The 18,006-nt window shown below is 72.4% G+C and carries 16 protein-coding genes; 11 read left to right on the forward strand and 5 right to left on the reverse strand.

Features of this window, described 5'->3' with window-relative positions; translation table 11 throughout:
• The first annotated feature begins 232 nt into the window (after positions 1-232).
• Both ACZ56E_RS00490 and qcrB read left to right on the forward strand, forming a co-directional pair.
• On the forward strand, positions 233-2,137 hold the full coding sequence (locus tag ACZ56E_RS00490) for a helix-turn-helix domain-containing protein (protein WP_471209189.1): 1,905 nt from the start codon (positions 233-235) through the stop codon (positions 2,135-2,137).
• A 94-nt stretch (positions 2,138-2,231) separates the two neighbouring features.
• Positions 2,232-3,878 (forward strand): cytochrome bc1 complex cytochrome b subunit, encoded by a 1,647-nt coding sequence (gene qcrB, locus ACZ56E_RS00495; RefSeq protein WP_471209192.1) that lies wholly within the window; start codon positions 2,232-2,234, stop codon positions 3,876-3,878.
• A 410-nt stretch (positions 3,879-4,288) separates the two neighbouring features.
• Here qcrB and ACZ56E_RS00500 read toward each other — a convergent pair whose 3' ends face one another.
• A complete protein-coding gene (locus ACZ56E_RS00500) occupies positions 4,289-4,558 on the reverse strand; it encodes an ANTAR domain-containing protein (protein ID WP_471209195.1) in 270 nt (89 codons plus the stop codon).
• 519 nt (positions 4,559-5,077) lie between these two features.
• Here ACZ56E_RS00500 and ACZ56E_RS00505 point away from each other — a divergent pair.
• A complete protein-coding gene (locus tag ACZ56E_RS00505) occupies positions 5,078-5,932 on the forward strand; it encodes a metallophosphoesterase family protein (protein ID WP_471209198.1) in 855 nt (284 codons plus the stop codon).
• Positions 5,933-5,944: 12 nt separating this feature from the next.
• Here the strand turns inward: ACZ56E_RS00505 and ACZ56E_RS00510 are convergent, their stop codons facing one another.
• Both ACZ56E_RS00510 and ACZ56E_RS00515 read right to left on the reverse strand, forming a co-directional pair.
• On the reverse strand, positions 5,945-7,858 hold the full coding sequence (locus tag ACZ56E_RS00510; protein WP_471211452.1) for a potassium channel family protein: 1,914 nt from the start codon (positions 7,856-7,858) through the stop codon (positions 5,945-5,947).
• 72 nt (positions 7,859-7,930) lie between these two features.
• Positions 7,931-8,890, reverse strand: a complete 960-nt coding sequence (locus tag ACZ56E_RS00515) for an ADP-ribosylglycohydrolase family protein (protein ID WP_471209201.1) — start codon at positions 8,888-8,890, stop codon at positions 7,931-7,933.
• Between the two features lie 186 nt (positions 8,891-9,076).
• On the opposite strand from ACZ56E_RS00515, the gene ACZ56E_RS00520 reads away from it, so the two are divergent.
• The 4 genes from ACZ56E_RS00520 to ACZ56E_RS00535 are packed head-to-tail and all read left to right on the forward strand — an operon-like array spanning position 9,077 to position 12,342.
• Complete coding sequence (locus ACZ56E_RS00520; RefSeq protein ID WP_471209204.1) at positions 9,077-9,916, forward strand: TetR/AcrR family transcriptional regulator; 840 nt, start codon at positions 9,077-9,079, stop codon at positions 9,914-9,916.
• Positions 9,917-9,965: 49 nt separating this feature from the next.
• Entirely contained in the window at positions 9,966-10,859 is an 894-nt protein-coding gene (locus tag ACZ56E_RS00525; protein WP_471209207.1) for a beta-keto acid cleavage family enzyme, read from the forward strand.
• A 38-nt stretch (positions 10,860-10,897) separates the two neighbouring features.
• Positions 10,898-11,854: a 3-hydroxyacyl-CoA dehydrogenase NAD-binding domain-containing protein gene (locus ACZ56E_RS00530; RefSeq protein ID WP_471209210.1), complete on the forward strand. Its 957-nt coding sequence runs from the start codon at positions 10,898-10,900 to the stop codon at positions 11,852-11,854.
• On the forward strand, positions 11,851-12,342 hold the full coding sequence (locus ACZ56E_RS00535; RefSeq protein WP_471209213.1) for a thioesterase family protein: 492 nt from the start codon (positions 11,851-11,853) through the stop codon (positions 12,340-12,342). Before ACZ56E_RS00530 ends, ACZ56E_RS00535 begins: the two co-directional genes overlap by 4 nt.
• Positions 12,343-12,363: 21 nt before the next feature.
• On the opposite strand, the gene ACZ56E_RS00540 is transcribed toward ACZ56E_RS00535, so the two are convergent.
• Both ACZ56E_RS00540 and ACZ56E_RS00545 read right to left on the reverse strand, forming a co-directional pair.
• On the reverse strand, positions 12,364-13,662 hold the full coding sequence (locus ACZ56E_RS00540; RefSeq protein ID WP_471209216.1) for an MFS transporter: 1,299 nt from the start codon (positions 13,660-13,662) through the stop codon (positions 12,364-12,366).
• Between the two features lie 56 nt (positions 13,663-13,718).
• Entirely contained in the window at positions 13,719-14,579 is an 861-nt protein-coding gene (locus tag ACZ56E_RS00545) for a hypothetical protein (RefSeq protein WP_471209219.1), read from the reverse strand.
• A gap of 95 nt (positions 14,580-14,674) precedes the next feature.
• Between ACZ56E_RS00545 and ACZ56E_RS00550 the strand changes: the two genes are divergently transcribed.
• The 4 genes from ACZ56E_RS00550 to ACZ56E_RS00565 all read left to right on the forward strand — a co-directional run bounded on the left by ACZ56E_RS00550 (position 14,675) and on the right by ACZ56E_RS00565 (position 18,005).
• A complete protein-coding gene (locus ACZ56E_RS00550) occupies positions 14,675-16,015 on the forward strand; it encodes a 6-phospho-beta-glucosidase (protein WP_471209221.1) in 1,341 nt (446 codons plus the stop codon).
• Positions 16,016-16,022: 7 nt separating this feature from the next.
• Positions 16,023-16,412: a (2Fe-2S) ferredoxin domain-containing protein gene (locus ACZ56E_RS00555; protein WP_471209224.1), complete on the forward strand. Its 390-nt coding sequence runs from the start codon at positions 16,023-16,025 to the stop codon at positions 16,410-16,412.
• 189 nt (positions 16,413-16,601) lie between these two features.
• Complete coding sequence (locus ACZ56E_RS00560) at positions 16,602-17,459, forward strand: 3-hydroxyacyl-CoA dehydrogenase family protein (protein WP_471209227.1); 858 nt, start codon at positions 16,602-16,604, stop codon at positions 17,457-17,459.
• A 39-nt stretch (positions 17,460-17,498) separates the two neighbouring features.
• Complete coding sequence (locus tag ACZ56E_RS00565; protein ID WP_471209230.1) at positions 17,499-18,005, forward strand: PaaI family thioesterase; 507 nt, start codon at positions 17,499-17,501, stop codon at positions 18,003-18,005.
• Position 18,006 lies beyond the last annotated feature (1 nt).

An 18,006-nucleotide genomic window follows, 5' to 3' on the forward strand; every position in this document is an offset into this window, starting at 1 on the left:
CTTGGCCGAATCGAAACGAGTTCTACTGCGGGCCGCATGGGAAGTCACGCCATACCTAAAAGTAACTTCTGTCCGATCTTGCCCCCTTGTGTCGGCCGGTCACACCGCCGGCGGCACCGCCATGGTGCTCCGCCCCATACGCCACTGATCTGCGGTTTCCTCCCTTTCGCCGGTACGGAAGCGTTCCCGGGCCGGCATTGTCCGGATCGCGGTGGCGGGAGACCATCGCCCCATGCCCCCCACCACCGAGGGCGCGGACCACGCCGGACCCGAGGCGGGCCTGCGCACCCTGCTCGACCTCCTCGACCGGGGCGCGCCCGCCGAGGAGTTCGCGCGCCCCGCCGCCCGGGCCCGCGAGACCGGCGCCGCGCCCGGCCACCTCGCCGCGCTCGACGAGGCCACCGACGTCGCCCTCCGCGTCCACCGCACCCTGGGCACGCACCGCCGCCGCGAGGCCGAGCTCGCCGCGCTCTTCGACACCGCGAGCGACCTGGCCGCGCTCCGCGACCCGGACGCCGTGCTGCGCGCCATCGTGCGCCGCGCCAAACTGCTCCTCGGCACGGACGTCACGTACCTCTCGCTCAACGACGAGGCGGCGGGCGACACCTACATGCGGGTGACCGACGGCAGCGTGGCCGCAGCCTTCCAACAGCTGCGGCTCGGCATGGGCGAGGGGCTCGGCGGCCTCGTCGCCCAGACCGCCCGCCCCTACGTCACCGGCGACTACCAGCAGGACCCCCGCTTCCACCACACCGACGCCATCGACAGCGCCGTCCGCCAGGAGGGGCTGCGGGCCATCCTCGGTGTGCCGCTGCGCCTCGGCGCGCGCGTCATCGGAGTGCTGTACGCCGCCGACCGCGCCGCCCGCGAGTTCGCCACGGAGGAGATCGTGCTGCTCTCCTCCCTCGCCGACCACGCCGCCATCGCCATCGACGGCGCCCGCCTCCTGGAGGAGACCCGCGCCGCGCTCGTCGACCTCAACGCCGCCACCGAGACCATCCGCGCCCACAGCAGGGCCATGCGCCGCGCCGAGCGGGCCCACGACCAGCTCACCGACCTCGTGCTGCGCGGCGGCGGCGCCGAGGAGGTGGCCGACGGCATCGCGGCGCTCCTCGACGGCGGCGTCCTCATCCACGACGCCGACGGCGTCGAACTGGCCCGCACCGGCACCGGACCCCTGCCGCCGCCCGCCCCCGCTGTGGCCGCCTCGCGCGCCAGCGGCCGCGCCGTCCCGCAGGACGGCACCTGGGTGTGCGCGGTCCTCGCGGGCCCCGAACTCCTCGGCAGCATCGCCCTCACCGGCCGCCCCGAACTCGCCGACGCCGACCGGCGGCTGTTCGAGCGGGCGGGCGTCGTCACCGCCCTGCTCCTGCTGCTGCGCCGGTCGGTCGCCGAGACCGAGGACCGGGTGCGCGGCGAACTCCTCGGCGACCTGCTGGCTCCCACCGGCGACCCGGCCGGCCTGGCGAGCCGCGCCCGCCGCCTCGGCGTCCGGCTCGACCGCCCGCACGCGGTGTTCGTCGCCCACACGGAGAGCGCTCCCCGGCTGCGGCTGCTCGCCGCCGCGCACCGCATCGCCCGCACCCACAGCGGCCTGGCCGGACTGCACCACGACAATGTGGTCATCGTGACCCCCGCCGAGGCCCGGGACACCGACGCCCCGACGCTCGCCGCCACCCTGGGCCACTCCGTGGGCGCCCCCGTCACCGTGGGCGCAGCGGGTCCCGCCGCCGGACCCGCCGGGCTGCCCGCCGCCCATGCCGAGGCCCTGCGCTGCCTCTCCGCGCTGCGGGCGCTCGGCCACACCGGGCGCGGCGCGGCCCTCGCGGACCTCGGCTTCGTCGGGCTGCTCATCGGCGAACAGGCCGACCTCGGCGGCTACGTCCGGGCCACCCTCGGCCCCGTCCTCGACTACGACGCCGAACGCGGTACGCAGTTGCTGCGCACCCTGGAGGCGTACTTCCGCGAGGACCGCAACCTCACCAGGGCCAGGACGGCCCTGCACGTCCACGTGAACACGGTCGTGCAGCGTCTCGACCGCGTGGCGCGGCTCCTCGGCGACGACTGGAACACGCCCGCCCGCACCCTGGAGATCCAACTGGCTCTGAGACTGCACCGGTTGACGCCACCGGCGTGAGTGACGGGTGAGCGCCCGGCCGACTTGTCACAGCCGCGACTGTTGGATCCGTCATACAAGCGACCTACCCTGGAACCGCCTGAAAGGGAGTCGCATGAGCGGACGCATCGAGCGCACCGGGACCAATGCACAACCTGTACGGCTCACCAAGGGGGAACGGGTCGCCGACTGGGCGGACGGGCGGCTCGGCATCCACACCCTGGCCAAGAGCCAGATGCGCAAGATCTTTCCCGACCACTGGTCGTTCATGTTCGGGGAGATCTGCCTCTACAGCTTCATCATCCTGATCCTCACCGGCACCTATCTGACCCTCTTCTTCGACCCGAGCATGTCCGAGGTCGCCTACGACGGGCCGTACGTGCCGCTCAAGGGGATCATGGTGTCCCGGGCGTACGAATCCACGGTGGACATCAGCATGGAGGTGCGCGGCGGCCTGCTGATCCGGCAGATCCACCACTGGGCCGCGCTCGTCTTCGTCGCCGGGATGCTCGTGCACATGATGCGGGTGTTCTTCACCGGGGCGTTCCGCAAACCGCGCGAGCTCAACTGGCTGTTCGGCTGGACCCTGTTGTTCCTCGGCATCCTCACCGGCCTGACCGGCTACTCGCTCCCCGACGACATGCTCTCCGGCACCGGCATCCGCTTCATGCAGGGCGCCATCCTCTCCGTCCCCGTCGTGGGGACGTACCTCTCCTTCTTCCTGTTCGGCGGGGAGTTCCCGGGGGAGGAGATCATTCCGCGGTTCTACCCGATCCACGTGCTGCTGCTCCCGGGCATCATGCTGGGCCTCGTCGTCGCCCATCTGATCCTGGTCTTCTACCACAAGCACACCCAGTTCTCCGGGCCCGGCAGGACCGAGAAGAACGTCGTCGGAGCGCCGCTCCTGCCCGTCTACATCGCCAAGGCGGGCGGCTTCTTCTTCCTCGTCTTCGGTGTGCTCGCGTTCATGGGCGCGGTCGCGTCGATCAACCCGGTCTGGGCGATCGGTCCCTACCGGCCCGACCTGGTCTCCACGGGCGCTCAACCCGACTGGTACCTCGGTTTCTCCGAGGGGCTGATCCGCGTGATGCCCGCCTGGGAGATCAACGCCTGGGGGCACACGCTCAACCTGGGCGTCTTCATCCCCTTCTCGCTCTTCCCGCTCATCCTCCTGGCGATCGGCGTCTATCCGTTCATCGAGGCGTGGATCAAGGGCGACAAGAGGGAGCACCACATCGCGGACCGGCCGCGCAACGCGCCGGTGCGCACCGGTCTCGGCGTCGCGTGGCTCGCGCTGTTCGGCGTGCTGATGATCGGCGGCGGCAACGACATCTGGGCCACCCACTTCCACCTCTCCATCAACGCGCTCACCTGGTTCGTGCGGATCGGCTCCTTCGTCGTGCCCGTCCTCGCCTTCGTCGTCACCCACCGGATCTGCCTCGGACTCCAGCGCAGGGACCACGAGAAGGTGCTGCACGGCCGGGAGACCGGCACCATCAAACGCCTCCCGCACGGCGAGTACGTCGAGATCCACGAACCGCTGACACAGGCCGAGCTGTTCCGGCTGACCGCCCACGAACAGCCCGTGCCCTACCGGATCGGCCCGGTGGTCGACGCCAACGGAGTGCCCCGCAAGGTGCGGGTCTCCGAACGCCTCCGCGCCCGTCTCGCCCGCGCGATGTACGGCCCCAAGGCGCAGGTCCCGAAGGCGACACCGGAGGAGTACCTTGCGATTCAGCGAGGGGAAGGCGAGCACCACTGAGGGCTCGTCCTCGCCCCCCCCCGGCGGCGAGGGGCGGGGGGTTCGCCGGGTGCGCCGTGATTGTTCCGCCGGATGGCAGGCGGACGGGCCGCAGCGGCGTAGCGTGGTCGGCGTGGGGAGCGAGGCTCCCCCTCGTCAGCTCCTCACGCCGTGGCCTCCCTGGGGGGATGCGGGAGGTTTCCCCACCGGGAGGCCCGGGCTGGAGCCGCGTTGTCGGCGATGCGGCTCCAGCGGGTCCCGGGCATCCGGACAGCGCTGTGGCTGAGAAACAGGGGCAGGCTGGAGCGGATGCCGGTGCGGTCACGGAGCTTCATCCCAACTCCACTCGGGAGGATCCCGGGACCGTGCCGTTGATCGGAACCCGCTTTGACGTGCGCTTTCGCGCCATGCCGTGACCGGTGGGGGTGCGGTCAGTCCTCGTCGAGGGGAGGCGGTTGCAGTTCGGGCGGATCGTGGGGCGGCTGCCCGGTGAGCCGCGTGATCAGGTCGATGCACAGGGTGCGGAGCTTGATGTTGCGCCTCTCGGAGGCGGCGCGCAGGATCGCGAACGCCGCACGGCTCGGGCAGCGTTGCTGGGCCATGACGATGCCGACGGCCTGGTCGATCACACCCCGGTGGCGCAGCGCCTGCTGCACGTCCTCGGTGAACTGCCGGGAGCGGGACATGCGCTGGGCCAGCACGATGGCCCCGGTGGCCTGGGAGGCGAGGGCCCGCAGTGCGGCGAGGTCGGCGGTGTCGAAGCCGTGCGGGACGGGCGAGTACAGGTTCAGGGCGCCGGCGGTGCGGCTGCGGGGGGGGCGATGGGGAACGACAGGGAGGAGCGGGTCCCCGAGGCCATCGCGTGCGCAGGGAAGCTGTCCCAGTGCCCGCGTTGGTCACGGTCAGCAGGCGGCCCTCGCGTTGCAGCATGATGCCGCAGCCCTGCGCCTCGGGCGCATGGGTCATCGCCGCTTCCGCCAGGCCGTGCAGGAGGTCGTCCAGGGTCTCGGTGTCCAGCAGCAGGTCGAGCACGCTGGAGACACGGACCGGGTCACCGTCGGGAGAGCTCATCAAGATCCGTTCCACGGGTCGGCCGCACCTCCACCCTCCTCCGTCGGCCGGACCGCCGCAACCACCCCTCCCCGCCGCGATCGACGACAGTGGCTGAGGGACGGTGGGCCGGCGAGGAACCCCGGCGGCTCGGTTAGCCTCACACAGTGATGGCATCCGAGAAGACCCCGAAGCTGCTCGCGATCAGCGACCTGCACGTGGCGTACGCGGAGAACAGGAAGTACGTCGAGACCATCCGGCCCCACACCGACGAGGACTGGCTGATCGTCGCCGGTGACGTCGCCGAGCGCATGGCCGACATCGAGTGGGCGCTGCGCACGCTCGCCGGCCGGTTCGCCAAGGTGGTGTGGTCGCCGGGCAACCACGAACTGTGGACGCCGAAGGACGACCCGGTCCAGCTCCGCGGCGAGGAGCGGTACCAGCATCTGGTCGCGCTCTGCCGCGAGTTGGGGATCGTCACCCCCGAGGACCCCTACCCCGTCTGGCGCGGCCCCGGCGGCCCGGTCCTGGTCGCCCCGCTCTTCCTGCTCTACGACTACACCTTCCGGCCCGAGGGCACCCACGACAAGGAAGAGGCGCTGAAGGTCGCCCACGACGCGGGCGTCGTCTGCACCGACGAGTACTTCCTGCACCCCGACCCGTACGCGACTCGCGACGACTGGTCCCGCGCGCGCGTCAAGCACACCGAGGAGCGGCTCGCCGAGCGGCCCGCGGGCATGCCCACCGTCCTCATCAACCACTGGCCGCTGATCCGCGAGCCCCTGCGGATCCTGCGCTACCCCGAGTTCGCCCTGTGGTGCGGCACCGAGCGCACCGCCGACTGGCACGTGAAGTACGAGGCGGCCGCCGTCGTCTACGGCCATCTGCACATCCCGCGCACCACCGTGCACGACGGGGTGCCACACATCGAGGCGTCCGTCGGCTATCCGCGCGAGTGGCGCAGGGACTTCCACCCCGATCCGCATCTGCGGCAGGTCCTGCCGGTGCCGCCCGCCGAGAACTGACGGGCGGGCCCGTCAGGGCTGTGCGGGCAGCGGTCTGCGGGCGAGGAGCTCGGCCAGCCCCTGACGGGTCGCGGCCAGTACGACGCGGTCCTCGGGGCGCAGTTCGTACTCCGGGTCGAGCTCCCACTCCAGGCCCGACGACAGACCGGGGCCCTGGTCGGACGCGCGCTTCAAGGCGACGACGCGCCACGCCCCCGGCCGGAACACCTCGGCGATCCTGCGGCCCGTCAGCTGCGGCTGGAGCGACACGTCGAGCGCCGCGAAGAGCAGCACCGAGCGCTCGACGGGCAGCGCGCCCAGGATCTGCCGGCCCATCATCGCCCCGGCGAACGCGGGCGCCGCGAGCGCGGACACGCTGCGGCTCCGGGTGAGGGCGCCGGGGTGCGCGGCGCGCAGGGTGCGGTAGACGGCGGTCGCGAACTCGTCGTCGTACAGCCGCAGCGCCACCCGCAGATCGGGCTTCACCGACCGTGCGTACAGGGCCGCTTCGAGGTTGATGGTGTCCGCGCTGGTCAGCGCGAGCAGGGCGTGCGCGCGGTGCACCTTGGCCGCCTCCAGGACGCCCTCCTCCGTCACGTCCCCGATCACGGTCGGCACGCGCAGCCGCCGGGCCAGGGAGATGCCGCGCGCCTCCGGGTCGGCCTCCACGCACACCACCGGGATGTCCAGCTCGCGCAGCCGGGCCAGGACCCGTGTGCCGATCTTGCCGAGGCCCAGCAGGACGATGTGACCGGAGAGGCCGCGCGGCGGGCGGCGCAGCGACGACGCGGTGCGGAAGGTGCCGAGCGCCTCCAGGACGGCGGCGAACAGGATCGGCAGGAGCAGCAGCCCGACCAGGCCGGCGAGGAGCTGGAGGATCTGCCGGCTCATCGGCCCGTCGGTCGCCGGGTCGTTGATCGAGAAGAGGTCCAGGAGCGTCAGATAGGTGGCGTGCAGCGGGGTGGTGTTCTCGGTGGTGACGATCGACGCGATGGCCATGCCGACGACGGCCGCCGCGAACCCGGCCACCGACCAGCGCAGCCGCCGCGAGAACAGCTCGCGCAGCGGCACACCGCGCCCCGCGAGGAAACCGGGCGGTGGTGTGGAACCCGAGTAGGAGACGGTCTCCAGCACGAGCGCGCCCCGCCCGGGAGCGGCGGCGACGGCGTCGTCGTCCGGCAGCAGCCGGGGCCCCGCGCCGACACCCGCGTCGTCGGAACCCTCCGCTCCGGCCGGGTCGTTGGCGGTGGCCGAGAGCAGCGCGAGGGTGGCGAGTCCGCGCGCTGCCACCTCGCCGGGCGCCGGCGGGGTCCGCTCCACCGCGCGCAGGAGCAGCCCGTCGGCGTGCACGACCTTGGTGGTGCCGGCGATCGCGGTGGCCGCGAGGGCCGGGGCCGCGGTGTCCGCGTCGGACAGGACGGTGACGCTGGCGTCGGTGGTGGCGAGGCCCGCCACGGCGGCCGCCTGGTCGAGCAGCTCCTCCACGTGCTGTCCGAGCTTGCGGTTGTACAGCCGGATCACCAGGCGCAGCCGGGGGTTGAGCCTGCGGGCCGCGAGGGCCGTGCGGATGTTGGTCTCGTCGTCGTCGTGCATGAGTGCGAGCGCGGCGGCCTGCGGGACGCCCGCGTCGGCCAGGACGTCGTCGGTGAGGTCGGTGGCCTCCAGCGTCCGCGGCAGCTCCGCGGGGCCGCCGCCTTCCCCGTACCCGCTGGCGCCTCCGTGGGCGCCGCCGTTCGCGTGGGCGGAGCCGTTCCCGTTGCCGGTGGTGCGTGAGACGGCGGCGGTGATACGTCCGATCAGTGCCGTCGTCCGGGCCCGGCCCGTCGGCCGGTTGGGCTCACCGCGGCCCGCGGGCGGTACGACGAGGACGACCTGTTCGCCGTAGACACCGCGGAGTTCGGCGGCGAGCCGGTGGGCCAGGACGTTGTCGCCGCCGCACACGACCATGTGGCCGGGTGCGGGCAGCGGCGGGCGCTGTGGGGGAACCGAAGATGCGTGCGACACAGAAGGAAGAGTGCCTCAAGTGGCCGGCCGGTTCCCCGCGTCGAGCCGCTCGGCGAGTCCGACGAGGTCCGCGAGGCGCAGCACCCGGCCGGGCTCGGCCGCTCCCGGCAGCGGTACATGCAACGGTGCCGTCCACCGGTCGGGTATCGCGCCGAGACCGTAACAGGCGCCCGCCAGGCCACCGGTGACGGCGGCCACGGTGTCCGTGTCGCCGCCCAGGTCGACGGCGGCTCGCAGGGCATCCTCGTACGACCCCGTCGTACGCAGCGCCCACAGCGCCGAGCCGAGGCACGGCCAGACCGCGCCGTTGAACTCGGTGGCGTCGTCCGGGTGCCAGGTGGGGGAGAGGACCACGGCATAGCGGTCGCGGTGGTCCGGGTGGACGAGGGCGAGCGTGTCGGGGAGCGCGGCGAGCGGGTCGTCCCCGGCGAGGGCCACGCGCAGCAGTTCGTGGAAGAGAGCGGTGCCCTCCCAGGCGGCCCGGTCGCCGTGCGTGAGGGCGGCGATGCGGCGGGCCGCGTCCAGGGTGGCTGCCCGCCCGGCGGAGGCGAAGTACACGGCGGAGGTGGTGGCCCGCATCAGGGAACCGTTGCCCGCCGCGCGGAGGTTGACCTGGAAGTGGGCCTGCGCGGCGAGGTCCCACGGCATTCCGTTCGTGAGGACGTCCTCGGTCTGCAGCCCGATGTCCTTGGGCTCGTCGGCCGCCCACCGCTGGAAGCGGGCGAAGATGTCCGGCAGATCCAGCCCGCCCCGCTCCAGCAGTGAGTCGGCGACGTGCACGGCCATCTGGGTGTCGTCCGTGGCCTCCCCGGGGTCCCAGCCGCCGCCCCCGCACATCTCGCGGGCGCGGTCGCCCTCGGCCGCCGGGAAGCGCGCGGAGTACGCGCCCTCCGCCCCGAACTCGAAGGGCGCGCCCAGCGCGTCCCCCACGGCCGACCCGACGATGGCGCCCGCGGCGCGCTGACGACGTTCCATCGGGGCAGCCTACCGAGGCTCCGTGACGCACCCGGGAGAACTGGTGACTGATGCGTCAGTCAGCATCGCAATTTCTGCTCAGGATCTCCTCAATCACTGAGTGCCTGCGGATTTGGGGTGCTCCGTGCCGTGGCGGCTCGGCGCACTCGTTGCGTTCACCGCAACGCGCGGGTAGGGTCGCCGACCATGCAGCACGACCCCGAGGTGGCGGACCGCGTCCGCAAGGTGATCGCCGACGCCGGAGTGACCCAGCGCGAATTCGCCCGCCGTATCGTCATGGACCCCTCCAAGCTCTCCCGCTCACTGGGCGGCACCCGGCGCTTCACCGCCGCGGAGCTCGCCCGCATCGCGGACACCGGCGGGGTCGACGCGGGCTGGCTGCTCGGCGCCGCCCGGCCGCCGGAGCCCGCCACCCGCCGCGAGCGCGCCGTGCCGCCCGAGGGCGGCCGCCCCCTGCAGATCGTCCGCGAGACCGTCCGCCTCATCGCCGAGCGCGGCTTCCACGCCGTGCGCGTGCAGGACATCGCGGCGGCCTGCGACGCGAGCACCGCCGCCATCCACTACCACTTCCCCGGCCGCGACGACCTCCTCGAAGCCGCCGTGCGCTGGTGCATGGACGAGGACACCGCGCGCCGGGCGGCCCGGATCGCGGACGCCGCGGACACCGCCGACGAACTCCGCCAGCTCATCGAGCTCCAGATCCCCCGCACCCCCCAGCAGCGCTGGCAGTGGAGCGTCTGGCTCGACCTGTGGGCGGAGGCCGCCCGCTCCACCGCCGTGGGCCGCCTGCACGCCGACTACTACCGGCAGTGGCGCACCACCGTCGCCGACGTCATCCGCCGCGGCACCGCCGAAGGCGTCTTCCGCCCCACCGACCCCGAGGCCGCGGCGCTGCGCCTGACCGCGCTGATCGACGGTCTGGCCACGCAGGTCCTCGCCGCGGCGCCCGACAGCCCCGGCACGAGCCCGGACGACATGCACGAGTCCCTCGTCGCCTACGTCGACGCCACACTGACCGCGCACTGACCGCACGCCCGTCCCGTACGCAACACCCCACCCCGAGGGAGAGTCCAGCATGCCCGTGAACGACAACGTCATCATCACCTGCGCCCTGACCGGCGCGGGCGACACCGTGCGCAAGAGCCCGCACGTGCCCGTCACGCCCGAGCAGATAGCCACCTCCGCGGTCGAGGCCGCCGAGGCGGGCGCCGCCGTCGTGCACATCCACGTCCGCGACCCCGAGAGCGGCGCCCCCTCCCGCGACCCGCGCCTGTACCGCGAGGTCGTCGAGCGCATCAAGGAGACCGGCACCGACGTCGTCATCAACCTGACGGCGGGCATGGGCGGCGACCTCGTCATCGACCCCGACGAGCCCCTCAAGCACCTCCCCGGCACCGACCTCGTCAGCGGCCTCGACCGCCTCCCGCACGTCGAGGACCTGCTCCCCGACATCTGCACCCTGGACTGCGGCTCCCTCAACTTCGGCGACGGCAGCAACCTCTACATCTCCACCCCCGACATGCTCCGGCAGGGCGCCAAGCGCATCCAGGAGCTCGGCGTCCGCCCCGAGCTGGAGATCTTCGACACCGGCCAGCTGTGGTTCGCCAAGCAGCTCCTCGCCGAAGGGCTGCTCGACGACCCCACCGTCTTCCAGCTCTGCATGGGCATCCCGTGGGGCGCCCCCGCCGACCCGGGCGTCCTCCAGTCCATGGTCAACATGCTGCCCGAAGGCGCCCAGTGGGCCAGCTTCGCGCTCGGCCGCATGCAGATGCCGTGGGTCGCCCAGTCCATCCTGCTCGGCGGGCAGGTCCGCGTCGGCCTGGAGGACAACCTCTACCTCGGCAAGGGCAACAAGGCGACGAACGCGCAGCTCGTGGAGCGCGCGGTGCAGATCACCGAGAACCTGGGCTCTCGGGTCGCCACCCCGGACGAGGCCCGGCAGAAGCTGGGCCTCAAGCCCCGGTCCTGACGCCCACGCCCGCCCCCCCCGCAGAGGACATCATCACCATGAGCAACACCACCCCCGAGAACGTCCGCCGCGTCGCCTGCATAGGCGCCGGCGTCATCGGCGGCGGCTGGGTCGCCCACTTCCTGGCCCGCGGTTACGACGTCACCGCCTGGGACCCCGCGCCCGACGCGGAGCAGCGGCTGCGCCGCCTCGTCGAGGCCGCCTGGCCCGCGCTGACGCAGCTCGGCCTCGCCGAGGGCGCCTCGCAGGACCGCCTGACCGTCGCCGCGACCCTCGAAGAGGCCGTCGCCGACGCCCAGTTCGTGCAGGAGAGCGCCCCCGAGAAGCTGGAGCTCAAGCGCGAGCTCCTCGCGAAGGTGGACGCCGCCGCCCCGGCCGGCGTCGTCATCGCCTCCTCCACCTCCGGCTATGCGATGACCGACATGCAGACCGAGGCCGCCACCCCGGGCCGCCTCGTCGTCGGGCACCCCTTCAACCCGCCGTACCTGATCCCGCTGGTCGAGGTCGTCGGCGGCGAGCGGACCGACGCCGCCGCCGTGGCCTGGGCGTCCCGGTTCTACGAGGTCGCGGGCAAGTCCGTCATCACGATGAAGAGCGAGGTGCCCGGCTTCATCGCCAACCGCCTCCAGGAGGCCCTGTGGCGCGAGGCGCTGCACATGGTCGCCAACGGCGAGGCCACCGTCCAGGAGATCGACGACTCCATCACCGAGGGCCCCGGCCTGCGCTGGGCGTTCATGGGCCCCATGCTCACCTTCGCGCTCGCGGGCGGCGAGGGCGGCATGGCTCACATGCTCGACCACTTCGGCCCGTCCCTGAAGTCGCCGTGGACGCGCCTCGAAGCGCCCGAGCTCGACAAGAAGCTGTACGACGCCGTGGTCGCAGGCTGCGACGAGGAGGCGAACGGCCGCACCATCGCGGACCTCGTCGCCGAGCGGGACCAGGGCGTCATCGATGTCCTGCGCGCCACGGGCCGGCTCCCCGGAGGCACCAAGTGACCGAGCCCCTGCCCCTGTTCCACCGCACGGTGCGCCCCGAGTGGATCGACTACAACGGCCACATGAGCGAGGCCTTCTACGTCCTCGTCTTCGGCTACGCCACCGACGCCATGATGATCGAGACGGGCCTGCACGCCGGCTACCGCGAGTCCACCGGCTGCTCTCTCTACACGGTCGAGGCCCATGTGCGGTATCTCGACGACGTCTCCGAGGGCGCCCATCTCGCCGTCCGTACGCGGATGTTGGGCGCGGACGCCAAGAAGGCGCGGTTCGCCCACGAGATGTACGTGGTCGGGGCCGAGGGCGCGGCACCCGCCCCCGATGCCGCCCCCGTGGCGACCACCGAACTGCTCGCACTCCACGTCGACCAGAACGCGGGCCGGGCGACCCCGTTCCCGGACGAGATCCGCGACCGCCTCACGGCTCTGACGGAACAGGCCCCGGACTGGGCGGGCCGCTCCATCGCAGCGGTGCCCCGGGTCTCCTAGCCGCCCGGGTGTCCCGGCCGCTCACCGGTCGAGCGTCGTGTGCGCGGTCTCCGGCAGCCGCAAGTAGACCACCGAGGACACGACGCACAGCACGGCCACGTACACGGGGAAGAGCCAGGGGGAGCCGATCTCCTTGAACAGGGTCCCCATGTACGGGGCCGTGCCGCCGAACACCGCGACGGTCAGCGAGTACGGGAAGCCGATTCCGGCGGCCCGCACCCGCGCGGGGAACACCTCGGCGTTCACGGCCGCCGAGATCGACGTGAAGCCGGTGAGCAGCACCATGCCCGCGCACTGCACGAGCAGCAGCGAACCGAACGACCCCGAGAGCGACTTGAGCAGCGGCACGCTCAGGACGGCGAAGCCGATGCCGAAGAAGAGCAGCAGCGGCCTGCGCCCGACCCGGTCGGAGAGCAGCCCGCCCACCGGCTGGAGCACGGCGAAGAAGGCGAGGGACAGCGTGCCGGCGAGGAGCGCCTGGCTCTTGCTGATGTCGGTGTTCAGCTCGGCGTACGTCGGCAGGTACGACGTCCACGTGTAGTAGGCGAGGGTGCCGCCCGCCGTGATGCCGCAGATCAGCAGGGACTGGCGGGGGTGGTGCCGCAGCGCGTCGAAGAGCCCGGGCCGGTCGCCCTCCTCGGCGGGTGCCCGGTGCGTCTCGTGCGCGCCCTGCCTGATCCAGAAGCCGACCAGGCTCAGCGCCGCCCCGACGAAGAAGGGCAGCCGCCAGCCCCAGCCGTCCATCTGCCCGTCGGAGAGCGTGGCGACGAGCAGGGCCGCGACGCCGGACGCCGCGAGCTGGCCGATGCTGGTGGAGACGTACTGGAAACTGGAGAAGAGGCCGCGCCTGCCTGGGCCCGCCGACTCGACGAGGAACGTCGTCGACGCGGCGAACTCCCCGCCCACGGAGAGGCCTTGGAGCAGCCGGGCCAGCACGAGCACGACCGGCGAGAGCACACCCGCGGCCGCGTAGGTCGGGGTCAGGCCGACGAGCAGACTACTGGCGCCCATCAGCAGGATCGTGACGGTCAGCGCCGCCCGTCTGCCCTGCCGGTCGGCGACCGCGCCCATCAGCAGCCCGCCGACGGGCCGCATGAAGAAGCCCACCGCGAAGACGGCGAACGTGGAGAGCAGCGGGACGAGGGAGTTGTCGGATCCCTTGGGGAACACCTGGTCGGCGATGTACGTGGCGAGGAAGGTGTACGCGTACCAGTCGTACCACTCCACGGCGTTGCCGACCGACGCGGCGAGCAACTGCCGTGTCGGGCGCGGCCCGGGGGCGGGGACGGTGGCGGCCACCTGCTGGTCGTGCTGTGTCATGATCACGACCTTCCCCGGCCCCGGGGCGCCCCACACGTCCTGTCCGGCAGGCGGACTCAGCCCGACGTCGGCCGGTACGCGTACACCGCCGTCGTCACCAGGCACGGCACGGGCGGCACCACCTCGACGCGCAGGGTGCGGCGCGCGGTGTCGTAGTCGACGCCCTCCGTCTCGAACGTGCCGGAGCAGACGCTGCGCTGCGGCGCCGCGAAGAGGCTCGTGACGCTGCCGGTCACCGGCTGTCCGTCGAGCGGGCGCTCCAGATCGACCTGGAGGACCGGGCGGTCCTCGGGGAACAGTTCCTTGGACGCGTCGTTGGAGGCGCAGACCAGGCGCGTGGCGGAGGCGAAGTCGCAGCCCTGGATGTCGCGTACCGGCTTGTCGAGCGTGATCTGTCCGGCCTGGGGGAGCGTGCCGCCGGTGGGCGGGGTCGAGGGGTTGAGGAGCGGGGCGGGGAACACCTGGAGGCGGTGCTGGTCGCCCCACTCGCCGGAGACCAGCCACCGCGCGTCGGGCGAGACGGCCGCGAAGGAGTTGTTGAGCTTCTCGCCCGCGTCGAGCGGGTGCTCGTACAGGTGGCGCTTCCCGGCGGGTGTCGTGACCGCGAACATCTTCGACCGGGCGCTGTCGCCGCCCTGGTAGGCGTCGAAGGTGTGGCCGTTCGCGATGTCCGGGTCGCCTATGTGCCCCCAGCCCTTGGCCCGCAGACCGAGGGGTATCGAGCCGAGGCCGCGATGGAGGAGGGTGCCGTCGGCGCGGCTCGCCAGGCCCTGGCTGCCGGTGAGGGAGTTGACGTACGAGGTGCCTGACTCCTGCCAGCCGCCGGGCGAGGCGGGGGCCGCCGAGGCGGCGCCGCCCGTCATCGCCGCCAGGGCGACGGTGCCGAGCAGGGCGGTTGATGCCTTCCAAAGGGTCATCGGGGCGCTACCTCCGTGGGGGGTCGGAACGCTGCCGCGTCATCGTACGTAACGTGAGCACCGGTGATAACGGTCCGACAGAAGGCGGTTCAGACGTGAAGCTGGCAATTCTCGGCGGCGGCGGGTTCCGTGTGCCGCTCGTCCACAGGGCTCTGCTCGGCGACCGTGCCGAGGGCCGCGTCACCGACGTCGTGCTGCACGACCTGGACGCGGCCCGGCTCGACGCCATCGCCTGCGTCCTCGCCGACCAGGCCGCCGGTGTCCCGGACGCGCCCGCTGTGACCGCCACCACCGACCTCGACGAGGCGCTGCGCGGCGCCGACTTCGTGTTCTCCGCCATCCGCGTCGGCGGCCTCGAGGGGCGCGCCGCCGACGAGCGCGTCGCCCTCGCCGAAGGCGTGCTCGGGCAGGAGACGGTCGGCGCGGGCGGCATCGCGTACGGGCTGCGCACGGTGCCCGTCGCCGTGGACATCGCGCGCCGTGTCGCCCGGCTCGCCCCCGACGCCTGGGTCATCAACTTCACCAACCCCGCGGGCCTGGTCACCGAAGCCATGGCCCGTCACCTGGGCGACCGCGTCATCGGCATCTGCGACTCGCCCGTGGGCCTCGGGCGCAGGGTCGCGCAGGTGCTCGGCGCCGATCCCGACGAGGCGTTCTTCGACTACGTGGGCCTCAACCACCTGGGCTGGCTGCGCGGGCTGCACATCGCGGGCCGCGACGAACTGCCGCGGCTGCTCGCCGAGCCCGAACTCCTCGTCTCCTTCGAGCAGGGCAGGCTGTTCGGCCCCGACTGGCTCCAGTCGCTCGGCATGATCCCCAACGAATACCTGCACTACTACTACTTCAACCGCGACACCGTGCGCGCCTACCAGCAGGCCGAGCGGACCCGCGGCGCCTTCCTCCACCGCCAACAGGCCCGCTTCTACGACGACATGCGCAGCCCCGGCACCCCCGCCCTGAAGACCTGGACCGACACCCTCGCCGAGCGCGAGGCGGCGTACATGGCGGAGAACAGGGCCGCGGCGGGCGTGGGGGAGCGGGCCGAGGAGGACCTGGAGTCCGGTGGGTACGAGAAGGTCGCCCTCGCGCTGATGCGGGCCATCGCCCGCGACGAGCGGTCGACGCTGATCCTCAACGTCCGCAACGGCACGACCCTCGCCGCGCTGGACGCGGACGCCGTGATCGAGGTGCCCTGCTCCGTCGACGCCAACGGCGCCCACCCCATGTCGGTGGCCCCGCTGCCCGGCCACGCCACCGGCCTGGTGTGCGCGGTCAAGGCCGTCGAGCGTGTGGTGCTCGAAGCGGCGGACAGCGGTTCGGCGGCCACCGCCGCCAAGGCGTTCGCGCTGCATCCGCTCGTCGACTCCGTGACCGTCGCGCGGCGCCTGGTGGACGGCTACCGGGGCGTGCACCCCGGTCTCGCGTACCTGAGATGATCACGACATGAGTCCCGTCGTCTCCATCGGTGCCGCCGCCCGCCGCCCCTGCACGCTCGTCGTGTGCCGGGGCTGCTGCTGCGGCGACGCACGCAAGAACCCCGGCATCGACCACGCCTGGCAGCTGGAGCGGCTGCGCTCCGCGGCGGCGGCCTCGCGCGGCCGGTTCGCGGTGCGTACGAGCGACTGCCTCGGCCCGTGCGGCCAGGCCAACATCGTCGTGGTCCAGCCTTCCTCCGAGGGGCGCAGGCGCGGCGGCCGGGCCGCCTGGGTCGGCTTCGTCACGGACGACGCGTCGCTCGACGGAATACTCACCTGGGCCGCGGCGGGCGGCCCGGGCCTCGCCGAGCCCTCGGACACCCTCACCCTCCAGATGGTGGACCCTCGCGCGAGCTAGGACCTGTCCGGCGGGCCAGGGCGAGGTTCTTCGTCGGGCTGGGAAGTCCTGGCTCCGTTCCGCACGACGGCCGGCACGCTGCTGGTCGGCTCCGCGCGGGCGTACTCGGAGCGCCCGGCGGTTGCGCCGTTCGGGCCATTCCGGTCCGTCCGAGGCGCGGCCCGGGAAAAGCCGGGGAGGCATGACGGCATGGGCAATGTGACTGGAGTCGCGGGCGCCGGGGTGATGGGCGGGGGGATCGCTTTGGCGGCCGCGCTCGCCGGGTCCCCCGTTCTCGTCTGGAGTCGGAGGGAGACGACACTCCGAGCCTGCGTCGACAAGTGCGGAAAGGACATGGGCCGAGCCGTCGAGAAGGGCTGGATCGACGAGGCTTCCGCACACGACGCGGTCGCGCGGATCCAGCCGGTCACCGATGTGCGTGAGTTGGCCGCGGCCGACCTGGTCATCGAGAGCGTGGCCGAAGACCTCGCCGTGAAGAAGGAGGTCCTCGCGCAGCTCGACCGCGTCTGCGACGAGAACACGATTCTGTCCACCAATACGTCGTCCATCCCGATCGACGCGCTCGCGGAGGCGACCCGAAGGCCGCAGGACTTCCTCGGTACGCACTTCATCTACCCGGCGCCGATCCGCCCGTTGGTCGAAGTCCTGACCGGAACCGCGACCAGCGAGGAAACGGTGTCCCGCGTCCGCGTGCGTTTCGAGGAGTGGGGGAAGCGCTGCCTGATCGTCAAGGACGACGTGTCCGGCCCCGTCGTGAACCGCCTGTTCGGTGTTCTCGCGGCCGAGGCGATTCGCCTCCATGAATCCGGGGCCGTGAGTGCGGCCGATATCGACGCGATCTGTGAGCTGGGGTTCGGGCACGCGACTGGGCCGCTCAAATCGCTCGACGCCGTGGGACTGGATGTGGCGCTCGCGAGCTTCGGATACGCGTACGAGAGAACAGGGGAGGCTGTCTTCGAGCCGCCGGTGACCCTGTCCCGCATGGTTTCCCAAGGTCTTCTGGGGCGAAAGTCCCGCAAGGGCTTCTACGAATACCCGAGCAAGTAGGCAAGCCGGACGCCGGGCCCCGAGGGGACAGAAAGACTCATGAGCACGTGCGACGAGACGGCGCCGAGCCGTAGGACGTACTTCTTCCACGATCCGTCCACTCAGATCCCGACCCTCCTGGCCCTGGACGGGCTCCAGTTGATGCGTCGGCTGAAGGACGGTTCACTCACGGCGGCACCGCTGGAGTCCACCCTGGACTACCGGGTCGTCGAGGTCGACCGGGGGTCGGTGACCGTCGGTGTGCGGCCCAGGGAGTGGCACGGGACCCACAGCGGGAACGTGCACGGCGGACTGATCGCGTCCGTGGCGGACGCCGTGTGCGGGTACGCCGTCCAGACCCATCTGCCGGCCGGTTCGTACGCCGTCACCGCGGAACTGTGTGTCAGTTTCCTGCACCCGGTGAGCCCCGGGGAGCAGGAGCTGCGCTGTGTGGGGTCGGCCCCCGCGCCCGAGCGGGGGCGCTCCCGGGCGGCCGCCGAACTCGTCGACCCGGACGGGAAAGTACTGGCCACGGCGACTGCCGACGTGCGTGTCCTGTCCGTGTGAC

This window comes from Streptomyces sp. NPDC039480 (genome assembly GCF_055597165.1).